Below are 17,444 nucleotides of genomic sequence, written 5' to 3'. Positions count from 1 at the left end.
AGTTAAAGGATGGGAGAATTATTAAATTTACAAACATTACGGTAAAAAGTATCTTGTTAATTCTAACAATTGTCACGGTACTTACTGCATGTAACGGTGATCAAGAAGAAAGCAATGACAACAACGGAAGCGAAAATAATGAAGAACAAAAAACGATATCAATCGGATTAGATCCTTATGATTACGCAACAGTTCCTGCATATTTAACGAAGGAAATCCTAGAACAAGAAGGATATGAAGTGAATATTGAAGAGGGACAGGTTGGGATTTTGTATGAGGCTTTAGCCAATAAGGAAATTGAAGCATTTATAGATATTTGGTCTCCGAATCTACAAAGTTCCTATTTAGAGGAATATAAGGGTGAATTTGAAGTGGCAGGAACACTTTATTCTGATATGCCAATAGGAGTAGCTGTTCCGACATATATGGACCATGTGAATTCGATTGAGGATCTAATAGAATATAAAGATGAATTTAATGAAGAAGTTTATGCAATCGATCCTGGGAGCGGAATGGCACAAACAACCGAAGAAATGGTTGAAGCCTATGACATGCAGGATTTTGAAATAAAGAACAGTAGCACTGCTGCAATGCTTGCTCAAGCTGAAAGTGTAATGGAAAATGAAGGTGGAATTGTCTTTAATGCCTGGCGCCCTCACCCTATGTTCGTTAGGTTAGATATCAAATTTTTAGATGATCCTGAAAACGTTTGGAAGCTAGACGATGTTCAAATTGGGGTTACTCCTGATTTAAAAGAACAATCACCTACAGCTTATACGTTATTTTCGAATATGAAACTGACGTTGGATGGGGTCGAGGAATGGATAATGGCCCTTGATGAAGGAAAAGCACCTGAGGAATTAGCTAAAGAATGGGTGGAAGATAACCCAGATAAGGTTGATGAGTGGTTAGAAAAATAGAATATACATGTTGATAAAACTGGAAATTGCCCTAATTTGGTGGCATTTTCCAGTTTTTATCGTTTTATGGCCATGTTAACGGTGCGAATAAAATAATGAAATTAAATTCCATTTGCGCTTCTTCATTGTGTTTACAGTTTGTTTATATTATCATTTATATTGTTGGATAAAAATTTTCTTTACTGTGTACATTATTTCGCTTTATCCATTCATTGCAATAGAAATGGAAGGTTTGGGAAAAATATCCCTATAACATCATGTTAAATATATGGTCAGAAGAGGGGAAGAACGGTGAAAATAGGAATTGACAAAATGAACTTTTATGCACCACATTTATTTGTAGATATGAACAAATTAGCGGTTGCAAGAAACGTTGACCCAGATAAATTTACGATTGGGATTGGTCAAGATAAGATGGCAATTGCGCCCATTACACAAGATTCGGTAACATTAGCAGCAAATGCTGCACTGGACATGTTAAATGAAGAGGATAAAAAACAAATTGATTTTGTGATTTTTGGAACCGAGACGGGTGTTGATAGCTCGAAATCAGCAGGCGTCTATGTCCATGAATTGTTAGGACTGAAACCGCAAACACGAACAGTGGAAGTGAAACAGGCTTGCTTTGGTGCCACTGCTGGTATACAAATGGCAAAAGGTCATATTACATTAAATCCTGACAGCAAAGTATTAGTGCTAGGATCTGACATTGCCCGTTACGGATTAAACACACCAGGTGAAGCAACACAAGGTGCTGGTGCTGTTGCCTTATTAATCAGTGCTGATCCCGGAATTTTAGCACTGGAAGATAACAGTGCCTATTTTACGTCTGATATTATGGACTTTTGGCGCCCAGTATATTCAGATAAAGCATTTGTAGATGGTAAGTTATCGAATGAACAGTATATTGCTTTTTTTAAAAATGTGTGGAAAGCCTATAAAGGGAAATCTGGATTAGAGCTGAACGACTTTGAAGCAATTTGCTTCCACCTACCATATACAAAAATGGGCTATAAAGCGTTGAAAACAGTATTAGAGGAAGCTTCTGAGGAAGTACAAGAGCGCCTATTGGCTAATTATAAAGAGAGTACACAATATAATCGAAATATCGGAAACATTTATACAGGTTCATTATACTTAAGCTTAATTTCTTTATTAGAGCGTCAAACAGACTTAGAACCAGGAGCTAGAATCGGGTTGTATAGCTATGGATCTGGAGCAGTAGGGGAATTCTTTACTGGCATTTTGCAAGATGGTTTTCGTAAACAACTTGCTACAGAACACCACCAAAAGCTTTTCGACGCACGAAAAGAAGTTTCTGTTGCAGAATATGAAGCCATTTTTGAAAAAACATTACCATCAGATGGTTCTAAAATGGAATTGGATATTGAAGAAGATCCATCAACCATTTGCCTGAGTGGTATTACCGAAGATAAGCGACAATACGTAAACAAAGCAAAATAAAATGAACAGGAAACGCTGGAGAGCACGATTTCCAGCGTTTTTTGCTAAAATCCTTCATACATATTAGTTTCTTTAGCCAAGCTAAGGGTATGGAGGTGTTTACTGATGGCAAATAGACGACAAAAGGCACAAGGCCAAAGTGATGAGCAAGCTGTGAGAAAAGAATTATCAAGGGATTTTGATCATGAATTTGCAAATGAGCCTTTAACGGAAAACGAGCGATTTAATAATAAGAAAACGAAGAAAAGACAATAACCTTATAGACCAGTACGGATCAGGGTCACCTTCACCTTGATCCGTTTAATTTTTCACGTCTAGGAAAATTTTAATCTCCTAAGTATAAGAAACACATTCGCTAAAGGACGAGTTAATTCGAGTTTTTCTAATCCTCCTTTTTGATTTAAAAGATGGTATTATTGCCTTTTCCTACATAGGATGAGTACTGGAATATGCCTCATTCGTTGAAAAATATACGTAACAATATGTTCAAAAAGTTTCCCAAAAAAGTCCTTTACATTTTGCTAAACTAGTTTACTATAGTAAATGTAGTAGGGCTAGTTCAATAATGGTAGTCGTACTCTTATAGTTGTGAACAATAATTTCATTTCGGAACGGACTTTCCGATAAAAGAAGTGAATACCACCATAGGGGGAGACATATGCTCAGTTTGTTAAGTCTTTTCAAGCAGAAGGATATGCAGAAGCAAGAAGGGAAGCATGAATCAGCGCAATCTTTTAATCAACAAAATCAGTCAAAAACCGTAAAACAAAGAGGAGGAAGTAGCAACAACAAACTATCCGTGCAACTAGAACAAATCTCGAAAGACTATCACTATTTAAGTGATATTTTGATTGAGAATCCAAAGTCTGTTACTGGTTTCTCACATATGGATCACCTTGTCCTAACACCATATGGTATTTTTGTTATTGATGTAAAAGATTATAAAGGAAATCTCTTTGGTACTAAAAAGGAACGGACATGGACGATTAATGGGAAGATTAATGTAATGAATCCATTTGTGCAAGTTGATAATCATATTCAAGCACTGAAAAATGTTCTCTCCGTTAATGAGGAGAATCCGTTTATTTCACTGGTTTGTTTTTCTAATCGGTGTAAATTGAAAATTGATGAGGCTTTACGAGAGGTTTCATGTAATGAGGTAGCCATTTATGAAGGCAATTTAGAAGAAACGATTAATCGCAAAATACATATAGCAAGGGTAAAGCAGGAACAGCAAACCCTAACACAGAATGATTTAACAACGATCTATAAGACGGTTGTTCGTGCAAACATAACAGATCCTGCAATACGACAAAAACATAATGATAGTATAGATACAGCCTAGGTAATAAAAGGGGTAACGGAATACCGTTACCCCTTTTTTACACGTTAGGAAAATATAAAATTTTAGCCAAGAAGTGGACTCGACGTAGCTAAAATTTTTACGTCCCAAATATAAGAAAAACTAACACTTCGCTAAAAGACGATCGAATGCGAGTTTTTCTAAAAAGGTAAGAAAGTATAAAAAGTTGGCCTCATTACTTCTTATATAGGAAAGGCCACGTCCAGCTCCAGCGCCTACCCCTCGAGGTCATAAGTCAATCCTCTTTGTGGCAAAAAACGCCACGTCGAGGCTTGGCTTATGCTTGGCAGATAAGAAAAACTTTCTTACTGCATAAGTGCAACTAAGGCTTTCGCCACTTGGCGACAAGCCAAGTTTTCTAATCGGGGGTGATCAAGGCGCTTCTAGCTTTTGTTCTGCTAGTTGTTAATGCTGGAAAATTGGATCGGCTTAAAAATTTTAGTTATCTTTTTTAACCAACATAAGCTGCTCCTACGATGATTAATAAGATAAATAACACCACGATTAATGCAAAGTTATTGTTGTATCCATATAACATGTGAGCATCCCTCCGTTGGCTAAGGTTAGAGATAGTCACTAACTATCTCTACTTACACGATATGCCGAGACTCTTCAGCTGTTTAGGACACCTACCTATTTTCCTAAAATAAAAATTGAATTCTTTTAAAAAAGGGATATAAGCGGAGTAGATTGACTTGTACATAAGGAGAAGGAGAATCCTGTATTGTTGTTTGGTTAGAGGATGATATGTGGGTTGGATGCTATCATCCTTAATAATGAATCACTCACTGTTCAAGAAATCAACCAATACTTATATACTGGCATAGAATACAATTGAGCGGGGAACGGGATTATCAAGTCTGTCCTTAGTGTATGCTGTACAGTTATGTGTAGAATATAATGAAGATTGATTAGAAATATGAAAAAACATGCAGAATAAATAGGTGGAAACTAAAAAAGTGGTAGGTGCCAAGATGGACAACAAGTTGCTTATTAAAGGATTAACTATTTTTGCAGAAAATAATGTAATAAAAGATGGTTATATTAAAATCAGTGGTAACTTAATTAAGGAAGTCGGCTCAGTTATGAAATTGGATCCAGGGTCTGTTACAGGTTATACAGAAATGGAATTTCCTAAATCATATTCGCTGATACCTGGTTTTATTGATTTACACATCCATGGAGCAGGTGGAGCAGATGTCATGGATGGAACAAACGAGGCACTTTCCATTATGACAAGCACGTTGCCAAAGGAAGGTACAACTAGCTTTTTACCAACAACGATCACACAGCATGATGATGTGATTGAAGCGGCAATAAAAAATGTTTCTCAGTATGTAAAAGGTGAGAACAACACACCTGGGCAGGCAGAAATTTTAGGTGTCCATTTAGAGGGACCCTTTATTTCGCCGAAACGATCTGGCGCACAGCCAACTGATTTTATTGATGATCCAGATATAACGGTTTTTAAAAGATGGCAGGAGCAGGTAAATGATCTTATTAAATTAGTAACCTTAGCACCAGAAGAGGACTCCGATCATCAACTAACAAAGTACTTAAAGCGTACCGGAGTCATTGCCTCAATTGGTCATTCTGATGCTTCCTATAACCAAGTAGAGGATGCTATTGATGCAGGGATCACCCATGTTACCCATTTATTTAACCAAATGCGTGGGCTTCATCATCGGGAACCTGGTGTTGTTGGCGCAGCTTTTCTGAAAGAAGAGCTCATGACAGAATTAATAGTGGATGGGATTCATGTAGCACCAGAGATGGTGAACTTGTCTTATCAGCAAATTGGCAAAGACAGACTTGTGTTAATCACGGATGCTATGCGTGCAAAATGTTTAAAAAATGGCATGTATGATCTTGGTGGTCAATCTGTTACCGTTCAAGATGGAAAAGCTACATTAGAGGATGGAACATTAGCAGGTAGTGTACTTCAGATGAATCATGCAGTAAAGAATATGCTGTCATATTCAGAAACAACGTTAGGGGAGTTAATTCAAATGACTTCCATAAATCCAGCAAAAGAGTTACAGCTTTTCGATCGGAAAGGAAGCATCAAAAGAAACAAAGATGCCGATCTGGTTGTGTTGGATGAAAATTTTGATGTTGTATTAACGATTTGTAGAGGTCAGCTTGCATATCAGAAGAAGGAGGTTTTGTAAGTGAAGTTTATTGCTGTTCGTAACTATGAAGAAATGAGTCATTTGGCAGCTAAATTTCTAATTAAACAAGTCTTGCATAAACCTTCCTCTGTGTTAGGTTTAGCAACAGGCAGTACACCAACAGGGACATATGAGAATGTCATAGAAGACCATCGAAAGAACCAGACCTCTTATGAGCAAGTTCAAACAGTGAACCTGGATGAATATGTTGGCTTAACCCCGACAGATCCAACTAGTTATCGCTATTTTATGGAAAATAACTTATTTCAACATATTGATATTAAAGCAAAGAATACGCATATCCCAAATGGAAAAGCGAATGATTTACAAGCAGAATGTTCTCGTTATGAACAGCTCCTTCGTGAGTTGGGTGTCGATATTCAGCTTCTTGGTATTGGTAGAAACGGACATATCGGTTTTAATGAACCTGGAACATCATTTCAAACCAAAACACATGTTATTGAATTGGCAGAATCAACACGAAAGGCAAATGCTCGCTTTTTTGACAGTTTAGAGCAAGTTCCTAACTCAGCGATTACAATGGGAATTGATAGTATACTACAAAGTAAAGAAATCATTTTGTTGGCATCAGGTAAAAACAAAGCAAACGCAATAAAACAGCTTGCTTCCGAACAAATAGACAAATTCTTTCCAGCATCTGCACTACACCAGCATCCAAATGTGACAGTTATTGCAGATCGAGAAGCCTTAACATTTTGTGACAACACTGAAAAACTCCAAACTGTATAGGTGTGGAGAGTCATAAATGTTTATTTCCACCTGGATACTTTTGGTAGTAATGGGATAAGCCATCTTGTAGGTGTATCCTATTTTTATGCAGAAATAGATATCGCCCTGTGAAATGTTATGTCAATAACGCGATATTTATTTCATACTAAACATCCTAAATTCTGGTATAATAAGGAATAGTTATTTAGAAATTGATAAAGGATGATTTGGTTGGCAGAAACACATAGGTTTTCAAAAGGTGAAGAACTAGCAAATGCAATTACACATGGAATTGGAGCAGTATTAAGTTTAGCTGGTTTAGTCATCTTAATTGTATTTGCATCCATACATGGAACTACTTTACATGTGGTAACATTCACAATATTTGGAGCGACAATGCTTCTTCTTTATATTTCCTCCACACTGGTACATGCTTTCCCACCAGGTAAAGCAAAAGATTTATTTGAGATATTTGATCATTCGTCCATCTATCTCTTTATTGCTGGTTCGTACACACCATTTACATTAATTGTCATACAGGGGACAACAGGCTGGACCATGTTTGGCATTGTGTGGGGGCTTGCAATTGGAGGTACAATATTTAAATCATTCTTTGTGAAAAAATATCTGTTTACATCAACCATCCTATACATTGCAATGGGTTGGATGATTGTGTTGGGATGGAAACAAATTGTTGATAACCTGACAATTAGTGGTGTTTCTTTGTTAGTTATAGGTGGTCTGTGTTATACAATTGGTGCTATTTTTTATGTGTGGCGTGGGTTTAAATACCATCATATGGTTTGGCATTTATTCGTGATTGCTGGTACAACAGCCCACTTCTTCTGTGTGTTGTTCTATTTGTTACCATAGATTAAAATGGTTACAATGGAAGGTGGAAGGAAAATATTGACATACAGAAATAGGAGTGATTTGGGTTGTATCGAACAAAAGCAGATTTTCTTACAGATTGGTCTACTGCAGCGGAAGGGACCATTCAAGTTATGGATTCATTAACAGATAATACGTTAGACCAAGCCATTGTGGAAGGACATAGTACACTTGGCTGGCTCGGTTGGCATCTAGCAATGAGTCTGGCATTTTTCGGTGGACAAGCAGGATTGAACATTAAACCAGCAGGAGATCCTGAAAACGTACCAAATCAAGCCAATACGATTAAAGATGCATACAAAACAATGGCTGAGGAACTTAAACAGGAAGCGGAACAATCATTAACTGATGAAAAAATGACCGAAACGGTGGACTTTTTAGGGAATGAAGTACCAAGAGGTGCAGTGCTTCGAAGTCTAGTTGATCATCAGACCCATCACCGTGGACAAATGACAGTACTACTTCGCCAAGCAGGCTTACCTGTCCCTGGTGTTATGGGACCAACAAAAGAACAACAGGCTTAAACCATGCACTGTTACGCTAAAAACGCTGCACTATGAAAAAATTCTTCTTAGTATAGCGTTTTTTACTTGTTACCTGTTATAGTGAGTGGGGGCTTTGTGCTATTAGTAGAAAGAGAGACCGACTATTTTTATGGATGAATCGTCATTCCGTTATACCCCGAAAAATGCCTGTTTAGAAGATGGTTTGTAATCCTCGTTCCGTTATTTGCGATTTTCCTCCTCATTATCCAATGATTTAGTGTGATTAGCGGAATGAGGATTACATTATGCTATCAAAAGTGGCATATTTTAACCAATAGCGGAAAGAGGAACCACTTAGTTTAATGGGTGAATCATAACACCATTATCCTGACAATTCTTTAGTAGGTTGTGTAAACAAACATCGAAAGTGTTTAGTCTAACAGCTCTATTTTAGGATTTGGTCCATATTGATTATCATTCGGCTCACTATCTAAGCACATAAAAACAAGTAAAATGATTCCACCAGCAATAGGGACAAAACTAATTAAAATCCACCAACCACTTCTTCCGATATCGTGTAGTCTTCGTATTTGTACTGCTAAGGCAGGTAAAAGAATAGCGATATTATATAGGAAAGTGAGTACCCCGAATAGACCTATCATTGCTTCTATTATAGTAAGAAGGATTATTGCCAGTAAGTTAAATAAGGTAAACATCCAATATTCTGTTCGTCTTGCTCTCCCTTGGAAATTAACATAATTTTTTAAGACTTTTACATACCATTCCATTTTAATTTTCCCCGTTGTATTTTTTATTTTTTAGAATAGTATAAGTGTAGCATATATCTAATTAAGCCAAAAGAAACTCCCTTTCCAAGCTAGCGTAACCGTCATTGATGAAAATGCAAGGATGCCGAATTTAGACAACGTTTGATAATAACAATTTTCCTAGGCGTGAATACTGATAGAAAGACCTGTAATCCCTAAAATTTTCCCAGTATGTTGTCATCCTGTGAAGAAGTTGTTCGCATGAGAATATATTTTTGAACCATGTTAAAAACAGGGGGTGATTGGAATGCCTGACCGTGATGTGAATATTGAAGAAGAGCCACATTATGATGGAACACGGGAAGGAATTATATCAGATTCTATTGGAAAACAGGTGGGAATTCGCACAGATACAGGAGATAATACGTCGAATCCTTACCATGTCAAGTCGTTAAAAAAGAATTCAGACATGGAAAAATTTCATAAAACAAGAGATAACTGATAATGTTCTACACAAATTAGTGTCTAGTTAAACCTAGGCACTAATTTCACATTCACTTAAATAATGACTATAAAAAGGGAAATAATACATAGGTACCTATTAATTAAAGGATGATGATCGAATGAATGTACGAATCGAAATCACCTATAAAACACCTAAAGGGACAGAAGCAATTTTTCATACAGAAGAAATGCGTGCAAAACATGCTTTGCTTATTGCAGAAGATATCGAAAAAACAGGGCGCAGTAAACTAATAACATTTATTGATCGTCATGATCATTCGTGGACATTCAAGGAATTGAAGAAACAACTCGAGGAGATTCAGACAGAACCACATGATATTTCTGTTTATTTCGATGGTGGCTTTGATATAAAATCTAGAAAGTCTGGCTTAGGTTGCGTTATTTATTATGAGCAGAATGGACGCCAATTTCGAATTCGAAAAAATGCATTAGTGGAGGAAATGGATTCAAACAATGAAGCAGAATACGCAGCATTTCATCTTGGAGTTCAAGAATTAGAATTACTCGGTGTCCATCATCTTCCAGTAACCTTTGTTGGTGATTCGCAAGTTGTGATTAATCAGTTAAAAGGTGAATGGCCAACCTATGAGAAAGTGTTAAATAACTGGGCAGATCGAATTGAAGAGGATCTAAATCGTTTAGGAATTGATCCAGAATTTGATCTTATATCTCGTACGAATAATCGTGAGGCAGATCGGTTGGCATCTCAAGCATTAGAAGGAACACAAATTAATAGTACATTGGAGCTGCAAGTGGACCAGTAATGGTGGTAGATTATATGCTACCACCACAACTTCTATTCTATATACCAGTCAGTTCATCCGAGTGTACAAACATCATACATATCAAGACGGAAGTTAAGCCAGGTTATTCCCTGGGAAATTTGTCGAAATAAATACTAGTAATCTAATTGTGAACATAAGTGTATTGTTATATAGTGACGGTGGAAATAAAGGGAACCTTACATATTGGTTACGAAAAAATAGATGTTGGACCATGTACCTTGTCATAGTCTATTAATATATGCATTTTTCTTATGAATTTTCTATTCCAATTACTTGATTGGTGTTATAATTTATATAAAAATAATAGTGCGTGTTCAAAAAGGAGGATTAAAAGGACCGAGTCGGCTAAGGTCTCAGGCGTCCTGTTACAACGCCGACACTAGTACTTCCTGTACGTCGGAAGTTCGAGGCAGCGTAGCTTTGAGTAACGGAATGTATGCGTTTAATACATGAGTAACGGAAAAGCAAGCTAACGAAGAAATTCGATGTGTCATTTTCACCAGACTTTTTGAAGAACCTCTTATGGGATGGAGAGGTTCAATGTGGAAGAAACCTCAAAGTTTATTCTAAATGAATTAAAAACAATGAAATCAGACATAAGTGAAATGCAAACAGACATAAATGGAATGCAGACAGATATAAAAGAATTAAAACAGGGACAACAAAGGCTTGAAAAGGGACAGGAAAGATTACAAAATAATCTTGTTGAAAGCTTAGGATTATATACTCAGAAAATTGTTGACCATGTTGATGTTAGAGATGAAGCTTTAAATAAAAAGAGTGTTTAATGTCGAGTCACAAATAGGACGATTAAGCAGACAGTAGGGGAGTTGCTTCCTTTACTGTTTTTTCTTTAGGACTGTTTTCTATAAGATCACTGCTTTCCAAACCCATTTTGAGTGAGGAGCTTTAACTAACAATTCCCCTTTTTAAAATATAGAATTAACTTCCTCGCTCAATTCCCATTCCTTTCAGTACCAAATACAATATCATACATTGCTCAAAAGAACCTGTATCAATTCCTACTGTAGATTCGATTTTTCGAAGCCGGTAAATTAGTGTGTTGCGATGGATAAATAATGCTTTTGCAGCTTGGGTGGTATTCATGTTATTTTCACAATAAATCAGAAAACTTCCGATTAATTCGGAACGGTGATCATCGTTAAGAAGTGGTTTAATCCGTGTTTGGACTTTGTCTAGGAAGTTGGGATTTATCTGATCCGGGAGGAATTGCTTTAACATGTTCCAATCATGATAGGAATAAATTGGCGGTTTTATGTTTAATCGCTTACCTAGATCGCGCACTTTCTTTGCGTCTAGGTAAGAGTGGTGAATGAATTCTAATTGTTTTGAAAGATGTCCAACTCCTATACTAATATCGTTAATATGGTAGACCACGAACATACTTCTGAGGTGACTACTTTGGTCATCAAATTTTTGTAGGATAGTAAAATAGTCGGTTTCGGTATGAATTGCCTTTAACATGACGATCTTTTCAGTATTTAAAAAAGTGCAAATATCCGCTTGACTGCTTTGAAAGGCCTTCCTTGTACAGTTTAATAGTCGCTCTTTTAATTGATCAATAGGGAGATTTCGTTGCATTTTATCGATTAAAGAGTTGCCAATATCAATCATTATACAAAAGCGTTTCCTAGCATAGGGGATATTTAGAATCCTGCAATATTCTTGAATTTTAGATTTCATAGGCTCATCGTTGAGTAAAAGATATTGTGCAAAAGTCTCCAATGTTTTGGTTTCGAGTTCTTTTTTTTGCTGTTGGATCGTTTCCTGCCAGATCGTTTCGACATATTTGATAACAAGCTGTGCGTAGGGTTCAACCTCCTTAGGGGGACCGATGATTCCAATGACCCCAACTGTCTGGTCATCCAATATCAACGGTGCGGCAACACCTGGCATCACATTAGGCAGATCTTTTACTTTTTCTTCATCAAATAACAGAAATGTATTTTTAGCTAGAACCTCTCTGGATGGTGTATGAAGGGTACCAATCCGTTTTTTATTAGTAGCTCCAATGATGTAACCATGCTCGTCACTTAGGCTGATTGGAAATGGAACAATATTTGTAACCGCTTCTACTACTTTTTGTGCAACTTGAACAAAGTCTTTCATCCTTGATTCCTCCAAAATACAAGCATATCTTTTCTGGAATAATATTAACATAATTTAAATTATTTTAAAAATTAATGACATTTTTTTGTGCAAGTTAAACATAGAATTTTGCACGTCAGTATTATAGAGTAATATATACAATATTTAGAATAATCTCAAATTATCGAGGTGAGGTGATTTTTTTGCCGAAGCAATCAGATATCATCATTGTTGGTGGTGGCGTTATTGGATCCAGTATTGCCTATCATTTATTGCACGATGGGTATGAGGGTGAGATTACTATTTTTGAAAAAGATCAGGTCTATGAATACGCGTCAACACCAAGAAGCGCAGGGGGTATTCGTCAATTATTTACAACATCCATCAATATTCAAATTAGTCGATATGGATTAAAAAAATACAAAGCTTTCCCAGAAGAGATGGCGGTAGGATCAGAGAAAGCGATAATTGATTTTAAACAGCATGGCTACCTTTTTCTCGCTAAAGATGAAAATGTGGAACAGCTTCAAAAGCAGTTAGCGTTACAGCAAGAAAATGGCGTTCCTTCTGAATTACTGTCAAAAGAAGAACTATTATCGATCATCCCTGAATTGGAAATCAATGACTTACAGGGTGGGCTTTACTGTCATGAGGACGGGTATTTAGACCCTTATTCTGTCATGCAAGGATATGTCCGCAAAACAAAAGAACTAGGTGGTACATACATTTATGAAGAAGTGGAAACGATTTTGCAGGAAAAAGGTCGTGTAACAGGGGTCAAGCTAAAAAGTGGGGACGTCTATCATGCGCCAATTGTCATTAATTGTGCTGGACCTTGGGCAGCTGAGTTGAGTGAAAGACTCGGGTTACCAATACCTGTTGTACCATTAAAACGGCAAATTATTCAGTTTGATGTAAGTGAGCCCCTGCAACGTGATCTTCCACTAACGGTTGATCCGACGGGTATTTATTTTCGCCACGAAGGAAAATCGATTATAACTGGTTATTCGGAAAAGGTAAAGCCAGGAATTGATTTTAAATGGAAGCGGTCCTTTTTTGAAGAGGAGTTATGGCCTGTCCTTGCAGCTCGGATTCCAAATTTTGAACGTGCCAAGGTTAAACGTGGCTGGGCTGGAATTTATAGTCATAACACGAAGGACCAAAACGCTATTATTGGAGAGCATCCTGATCTACCAGGCTATTACATGGCTTGTGGTTTCAGTGGCCACGGGATGCAACAGGCTCCAGCAATAGGAAAAGGATTGTCCGAATTAATACGAACTAACTCGTATGAAACATTGGATTTACGTCCACTTCATTTTGAACGTTTTGCGAATAATGAATTAGTAATTGAAGGTGCAGTTGTATAGAACTTATAGGAGGTTGGTAAAGTGCTATTTTTAAGTGAAAAGGATATTAAACAAGCAGTGACGATGAAAGATGTTATAGATGCGATAGATGAAACCTATAAGGTGTATGATACTGGGCGATTTCAGATGCCAACACGTATGCAAGTGAATGATCAGGGAAATACATTGTTGTTAATGCCATGTTTTACCCAAGATGCAATTGGAACGAAACTAGTCACTATATTTCCAAACAATAAATCTATTCCAACTCTCCATGGATTAGTTGTTCTAAATAGTAGTGACACAGGAGAAGTAAAAGGTATTTTAAATGGTACCTTTTTAACAGGGTTACGTACAGGTGCTGTTGGAGGTTCAGGTGTACGGCATCTGGCTCAAGAGAATGCTTCCACTTTAGCGATTGTCGGGACTGGTGTACAGGGACTATACCAGGCGATTGCAGCATGTGCCGAACGGTCAATCAAGACAATTTATCTCTATAACCGTTCCCCTGAAAAAATCCCTGCCTTTCAAAAACAACTACAGGGATGGATTGGAGAAGATGTACAGATTGTTGCCTGTGATTCAGTTGAAGCAGCAATTGAACATGCGGAAATTGTGATTACGGCTACTACTTCAAAAACACCAGTTCTTCCTGAGAATGAAGAACTTCTTCGTAATAAACTGATCATTGGTGTTGGATCCTTCCAACCGACCATGCGTGAATTTCCAGAAACACTGTATAGAATGACAGATCAAGTAATTGTGGATACAGATCACGCTATTGAGGAATCTGGTGATGTGGCAACACCATTAGAAAAGGGATGGATTAAGGAGGAGTCAATTCTAACGATGGCTGATTATATTTCTGGGAGAAGGAAATTAAGTAATCAAAGTGGAGGGAGTGTGGTATTCAAATCAACTGGTATGGCTTTATTTGACGTTGTTGTGGCCAATTTGATGTATCAAAAGGCTCAAGAAAAAGGGATTGGAACTACGTTAGATATGTAGTGATCGATCCAAAAAAGAAAACGGAAGGAGTTTTCGGCATGAACTCAAAGTCAAGACTTTCTGATCCAGGGATTATTTTGGTAGCAGTATTGTTATTTGTTTCAGCAGTTGTACTGATTTGGTGGCCAACGGATATTTATTTGATGGGTATTTCGCTAGCTGGATGGTTGATGTTTGGTACCTACTTTATTTGGTTTTTACTTTCCATTATTTATGTTATGTGGGTGGAGAAAAAGGAAGAGGGAAAAGAAAATTAATTGAATTGGAGGGAATACAGACATGCAAATCATGGAAACAGTCATATTGGGTGTTTATTTAGTCCTTATGACGATTATTGGGATTTATTTTACAAGGCGTGCACATTCGTCCGAAAGCGACTACTGGACGGCTGGGAAGTCAATTAATACGTATGTCGGAGCATTTGCATTGTTTGCAGCACTTGCTAGTTCAAGTTCCTTAATGGGTGCCGTTGGTTCTGGTGTTGCACTTGGTATCCCATTTCTGTTTGCATATGGTTTTGGTGCTGTAGCGATATTGCCATTTACACTTTTCTTAGTATCAGGCCAAATAAGACGTTCTGGTGTCAACACATTGCCAGAATTCTTTAAACAACGTTATGGGAATGCTGTACAAATTGTTGCCGTTTTCATCGTGGTAATCGGGATGACCTTCTATATGGTGCCACAATTAACAGCTTCAGGACTTATTGGATCATATGTATTAGGCATTGATTATACAACAGCTGTTATTGTGTTAGGTATTGGATTTACGGTATATGCTGCATTAGGTGGTATGTGGGCCATTACGTACACTGACCTTATTCAAGGTGCAGTCATGTTAATTGGAATGCTCGTATTATCGTTAATTATTTTAGTCCAGCATGACGGATTTTCTTCACTCATTCAGGATGCGCTTGCAACCACACCTACGTTTGGGGATATTACACAGCCATGGATGTCCTATTTTGGTTTATTTTTAGCCTTTTTATGGTTTGGAATTGTGTCTCCATCGGCAGTTATGCGTAACTTTGCTTCAAAAGATGCGAAGACGGCACGCCGGTCAGCAATGTGGGCTTGTCTTTTATATTTACTAATCTTTGTCTTTGGGTTAATTGTTGCAGCAGGTGGTGCAAGCTTAGGAATTGCGGATACGTTGGATAATCAAGATATGATCTTTGTATTGGTCATCGAAAGTTATATGTCACCATTATTAGCTGGGATCATGTTAGCAGGCTTACTCGCAGCGATCATGTCTTCTGCAGATGCAATGCTATTAGCCATTTCAGCAGGGGTAGCACGTGATATTTATAAGGAATACATGAACAAAGAAGCTTCGGAAAAAACCGTTACCAAAATTGGTTTTGCCGTGATGATCATTGCTAGTATTATTGGAATTATTATTGCCATTAACCCACCACAATTAATTGCGATAATGGTTGGATGGGTAGGCGGATTCTTACTCTCTGCGTTTGGGTTCCCACTTGTTCTTGGTATTTGGTGGAATCGAGCAAATAAGGCTGGTGCACTGGCAGGGATGATTGGTGGTGCGATCATGTTCTTAATCATCGTTATTACAGAACCGTTTGCACTTGTTTCAGAGCCAGTTATAGCAGCCCCAGTTTCCTTAGTGTTAACAGTTGTCGTTAGTCTGTTAACAGATCCACCTTCAGCCGAAACACAAAAACAGGTTGGTCGTTACCATGGAGAGATTGATGCTGAAGAGTTGGATACAACAGCTAGTTAGTGTAGGTTAAGGGAGTAGTTCGTTTACCGTGGGGAAACGATAAATCATGCAACAACAATAGCATAAAATTCTGCGGTTAATTCATATAAAACGCTTGGATAATCAATCTTATCCAGGCGTTTTTTGAATATAGGAATGATTTCATTATATATTAGAAGGCCTGGAATTCGTCATGCCTTTAATAACAGCCTCTATCAGTAGATTCCCAGTCAATATATGGAGCAAACAGCCGTTACAGTCTTTCTATCGGCGTTGTCATCTCAACTAAAAATAGCACACCAATCATTGCGACTTGATATCTATTTCGATTGTTCATTTAGCCCAGCACATCATAGTTTATTGCTATTAATATATAAAATGTGACCTATTGTAGCAGCATTGATTTACGCTTCAGACAGTCGCTTTCCCCGGACAACGCTTCAGCTTCCTCTATAGAAAAGCGGAAGTGCCTTGGTTACCCCCGACAAGCTTAAGCCGAGCCTCGGCGTGGCATTTTGTGCCACAGAGAGGATTGACTTAAGACCTCGAGGGGGTAGGCACTGTAGCTAGATATCGGAAGCAAAAACCGCTTCCTGTGGGATCTTCAGCTGTTGTTTTTTCCGCAGGAGTCGACTGTCCTACGCTCCAATCAAGCCTCGTATTAGCAACAACATTAATAAGAAGGGAAATAACGCAATACTAGCGAAGGAAAAACACGAAGACTCCTGGTTCGTCTGCTAAAAACGGTCACACCTGTGGCGAGCACTGACACTAGGACGTCCTGTCCGTCGAAACGAGCCTAAGAGACCCCGCAGTGTGGGTTTCGCAATGGAGGCTCGTGGGGAGTCCACGGTAAAGAAGACACTGGAAAACGAAAAGTTTGAACAGATGGGGCACTTATGTCCCTGGTGAAAGCGAAGTGTTTTTCCGAAGCGTGATTTTCTAGTCAATTAAACCATACCAAACATTGAAGTGTTTTTCTTTTAGAAAGGTCAACTGTCAAGAAATATACTACAATAGCAAAAACACCATAACTCTTATGTCCTAAGCCTTATTATTACACTGCGAAAGTTGAGTTATTATATATGGGAGTGCTTTTTTTGCCTTGTCAGTATTGCCTGTCTTTGGTTACAATAGTTTCATCGTATAGGAGGGG

Annotated in this window: 18 protein-coding genes; 15 read left to right on the top strand and 3 right to left on the bottom strand. The window is 37.7% G+C overall.

Annotated features, from left to right (window positions below):
* Positions 1-53: 53 nt before the first annotated feature.
* From GHC26_RS05845 to GHC26_RS05830, 4 genes are all read left to right on the top strand, one after another.
* Positions 54-920: a glycine betaine ABC transporter substrate-binding protein gene (locus tag GHC26_RS05845; RefSeq protein WP_163970326.1), complete on the top strand. Its 867-nt coding sequence runs from the start codon at positions 54-56 to the stop codon at positions 918-920.
* Positions 921-1,211: 291 nt separating this feature from the next.
* Positions 1,212-2,384, top strand: coding sequence for a hydroxymethylglutaryl-CoA synthase (locus GHC26_RS05840; protein WP_163970325.1), 1,173 nt, complete (start codon positions 1,212-1,214; stop codon positions 2,382-2,384).
* A 105-nt stretch (positions 2,385-2,489) separates the two neighbouring features.
* Positions 2,490-2,639: a small acid-soluble spore protein O gene (gene sspO, locus GHC26_RS05835; RefSeq protein WP_163970324.1), complete on the top strand. Its 150-nt coding sequence runs from the start codon at positions 2,490-2,492 to the stop codon at positions 2,637-2,639.
* A gap of 403 nt (positions 2,640-3,042) precedes the next feature.
* Complete coding sequence (locus GHC26_RS05830) at positions 3,043-3,729, top strand: nuclease-related domain-containing protein (RefSeq protein WP_163970323.1); 687 nt, start codon at positions 3,043-3,045, stop codon at positions 3,727-3,729.
* 469 nt (positions 3,730-4,198) lie between these two features.
* On the opposite strand, the gene GHC26_RS05825 is transcribed toward GHC26_RS05830, so the two are convergent.
* Positions 4,199-4,285, bottom strand: coding sequence for a YjcZ family sporulation protein (locus GHC26_RS05825; RefSeq protein ID WP_163970466.1), 87 nt, complete (start codon positions 4,283-4,285; stop codon positions 4,199-4,201).
* A gap of 436 nt (positions 4,286-4,721) precedes the next feature.
* Between GHC26_RS05825 and nagA the strand changes: the two genes are divergently transcribed.
* From nagA to GHC26_RS05805, 4 genes are all read left to right on the top strand, one after another.
* Complete coding sequence (gene nagA, locus GHC26_RS05820) at positions 4,722-5,918, top strand: N-acetylglucosamine-6-phosphate deacetylase (RefSeq protein WP_163970322.1); 1,197 nt, start codon at positions 4,722-4,724, stop codon at positions 5,916-5,918.
* Positions 5,919-6,668, top strand: coding sequence for a glucosamine-6-phosphate deaminase (nagB, locus tag GHC26_RS05815; RefSeq protein WP_226376871.1), 750 nt, complete (start codon positions 5,919-5,921; stop codon positions 6,666-6,668).
* Positions 6,669-6,878: 210 nt separating this feature from the next.
* Positions 6,879-7,520: a PAQR family membrane homeostasis protein TrhA gene (trhA, locus tag GHC26_RS05810; protein WP_163970321.1), complete on the top strand. Its 642-nt coding sequence runs from the start codon at positions 6,879-6,881 to the stop codon at positions 7,518-7,520.
* Between the two features lie 65 nt (positions 7,521-7,585).
* A complete protein-coding gene (locus GHC26_RS05805; RefSeq protein ID WP_163970320.1) occupies positions 7,586-8,062 on the top strand; it encodes a DinB family protein in 477 nt (158 codons plus the stop codon).
* 392 nt (positions 8,063-8,454) lie between these two features.
* Here GHC26_RS05805 and GHC26_RS05800 read toward each other — a convergent pair whose 3' ends face one another.
* Positions 8,455-8,811: a DUF805 domain-containing protein gene (locus GHC26_RS05800; protein ID WP_163970319.1), complete on the bottom strand. Its 357-nt coding sequence runs from the start codon at positions 8,809-8,811 to the stop codon at positions 8,455-8,457.
* A 286-nt stretch (positions 8,812-9,097) separates the two neighbouring features.
* On the opposite strand from GHC26_RS05800, the gene GHC26_RS05795 reads away from it, so the two are divergent.
* From GHC26_RS05795 to GHC26_RS05785, 3 genes are all read left to right on the top strand, one after another.
* Complete coding sequence (locus GHC26_RS05795) at positions 9,098-9,292, top strand: hypothetical protein (RefSeq protein ID WP_163970318.1); 195 nt, start codon at positions 9,098-9,100, stop codon at positions 9,290-9,292.
* 121 nt (positions 9,293-9,413) lie between these two features.
* Positions 9,414-10,079, top strand: coding sequence for a ribonuclease H family protein (locus GHC26_RS05790; RefSeq protein ID WP_163970317.1), 666 nt, complete (start codon positions 9,414-9,416; stop codon positions 10,077-10,079).
* Between the two features lie 563 nt (positions 10,080-10,642).
* Positions 10,643-10,888: a hypothetical protein gene (locus tag GHC26_RS05785; RefSeq protein ID WP_226376870.1), complete on the top strand. Its 246-nt coding sequence runs from the start codon at positions 10,643-10,645 to the stop codon at positions 10,886-10,888.
* A gap of 154 nt (positions 10,889-11,042) precedes the next feature.
* Here the strand turns inward: GHC26_RS05785 and GHC26_RS05780 are convergent, their stop codons facing one another.
* Positions 11,043-12,230, bottom strand: a complete 1,188-nt coding sequence (locus GHC26_RS05780) for a CdaR family transcriptional regulator (protein ID WP_163970316.1) — start codon at positions 12,228-12,230, stop codon at positions 11,043-11,045.
* A gap of 182 nt (positions 12,231-12,412) precedes the next feature.
* On the opposite strand from GHC26_RS05780, the gene GHC26_RS05775 reads away from it, so the two are divergent.
* From GHC26_RS05775 to GHC26_RS05760, 4 genes are read left to right on the top strand one after another with little or no spacing between them, the layout of a single operon-like run.
* Complete coding sequence (locus GHC26_RS05775) at positions 12,413-13,579, top strand: NAD(P)/FAD-dependent oxidoreductase (RefSeq protein WP_163970315.1); 1,167 nt, start codon at positions 12,413-12,415, stop codon at positions 13,577-13,579.
* A gap of 21 nt (positions 13,580-13,600) precedes the next feature.
* Positions 13,601-14,566 (top strand): ornithine cyclodeaminase family protein, encoded by a 966-nt coding sequence (locus GHC26_RS05770; protein ID WP_163970314.1) that lies wholly within the window; start codon positions 13,601-13,603, stop codon positions 14,564-14,566.
* A 38-nt stretch (positions 14,567-14,604) separates the two neighbouring features.
* Entirely contained in the window at positions 14,605-14,823 is a 219-nt protein-coding gene (locus GHC26_RS05765; protein WP_163970313.1) for a hypothetical protein, read from the top strand.
* A 22-nt stretch (positions 14,824-14,845) separates the two neighbouring features.
* Positions 14,846-16,309 (top strand): sodium:solute symporter family protein, encoded by a 1,464-nt coding sequence (locus tag GHC26_RS05760; protein WP_163970312.1) that lies wholly within the window; start codon positions 14,846-14,848, stop codon positions 16,307-16,309.
* Positions 16,310-17,444: the final 1,135 nt, after the last annotated feature.

It is taken from the genome of Oceanobacillus halotolerans, from assembly GCF_010993955.1.
Taxonomy (GTDB): Bacteria; Bacillota; Bacilli; order Bacillales; family Amphibacillaceae; genus Oceanibacillus_A; species Oceanibacillus_A halotolerans.
The sequence above is the reverse complement of the archived record's forward strand: the minus strand, read 5'-3'. Positions and strand labels throughout refer to the sequence as shown.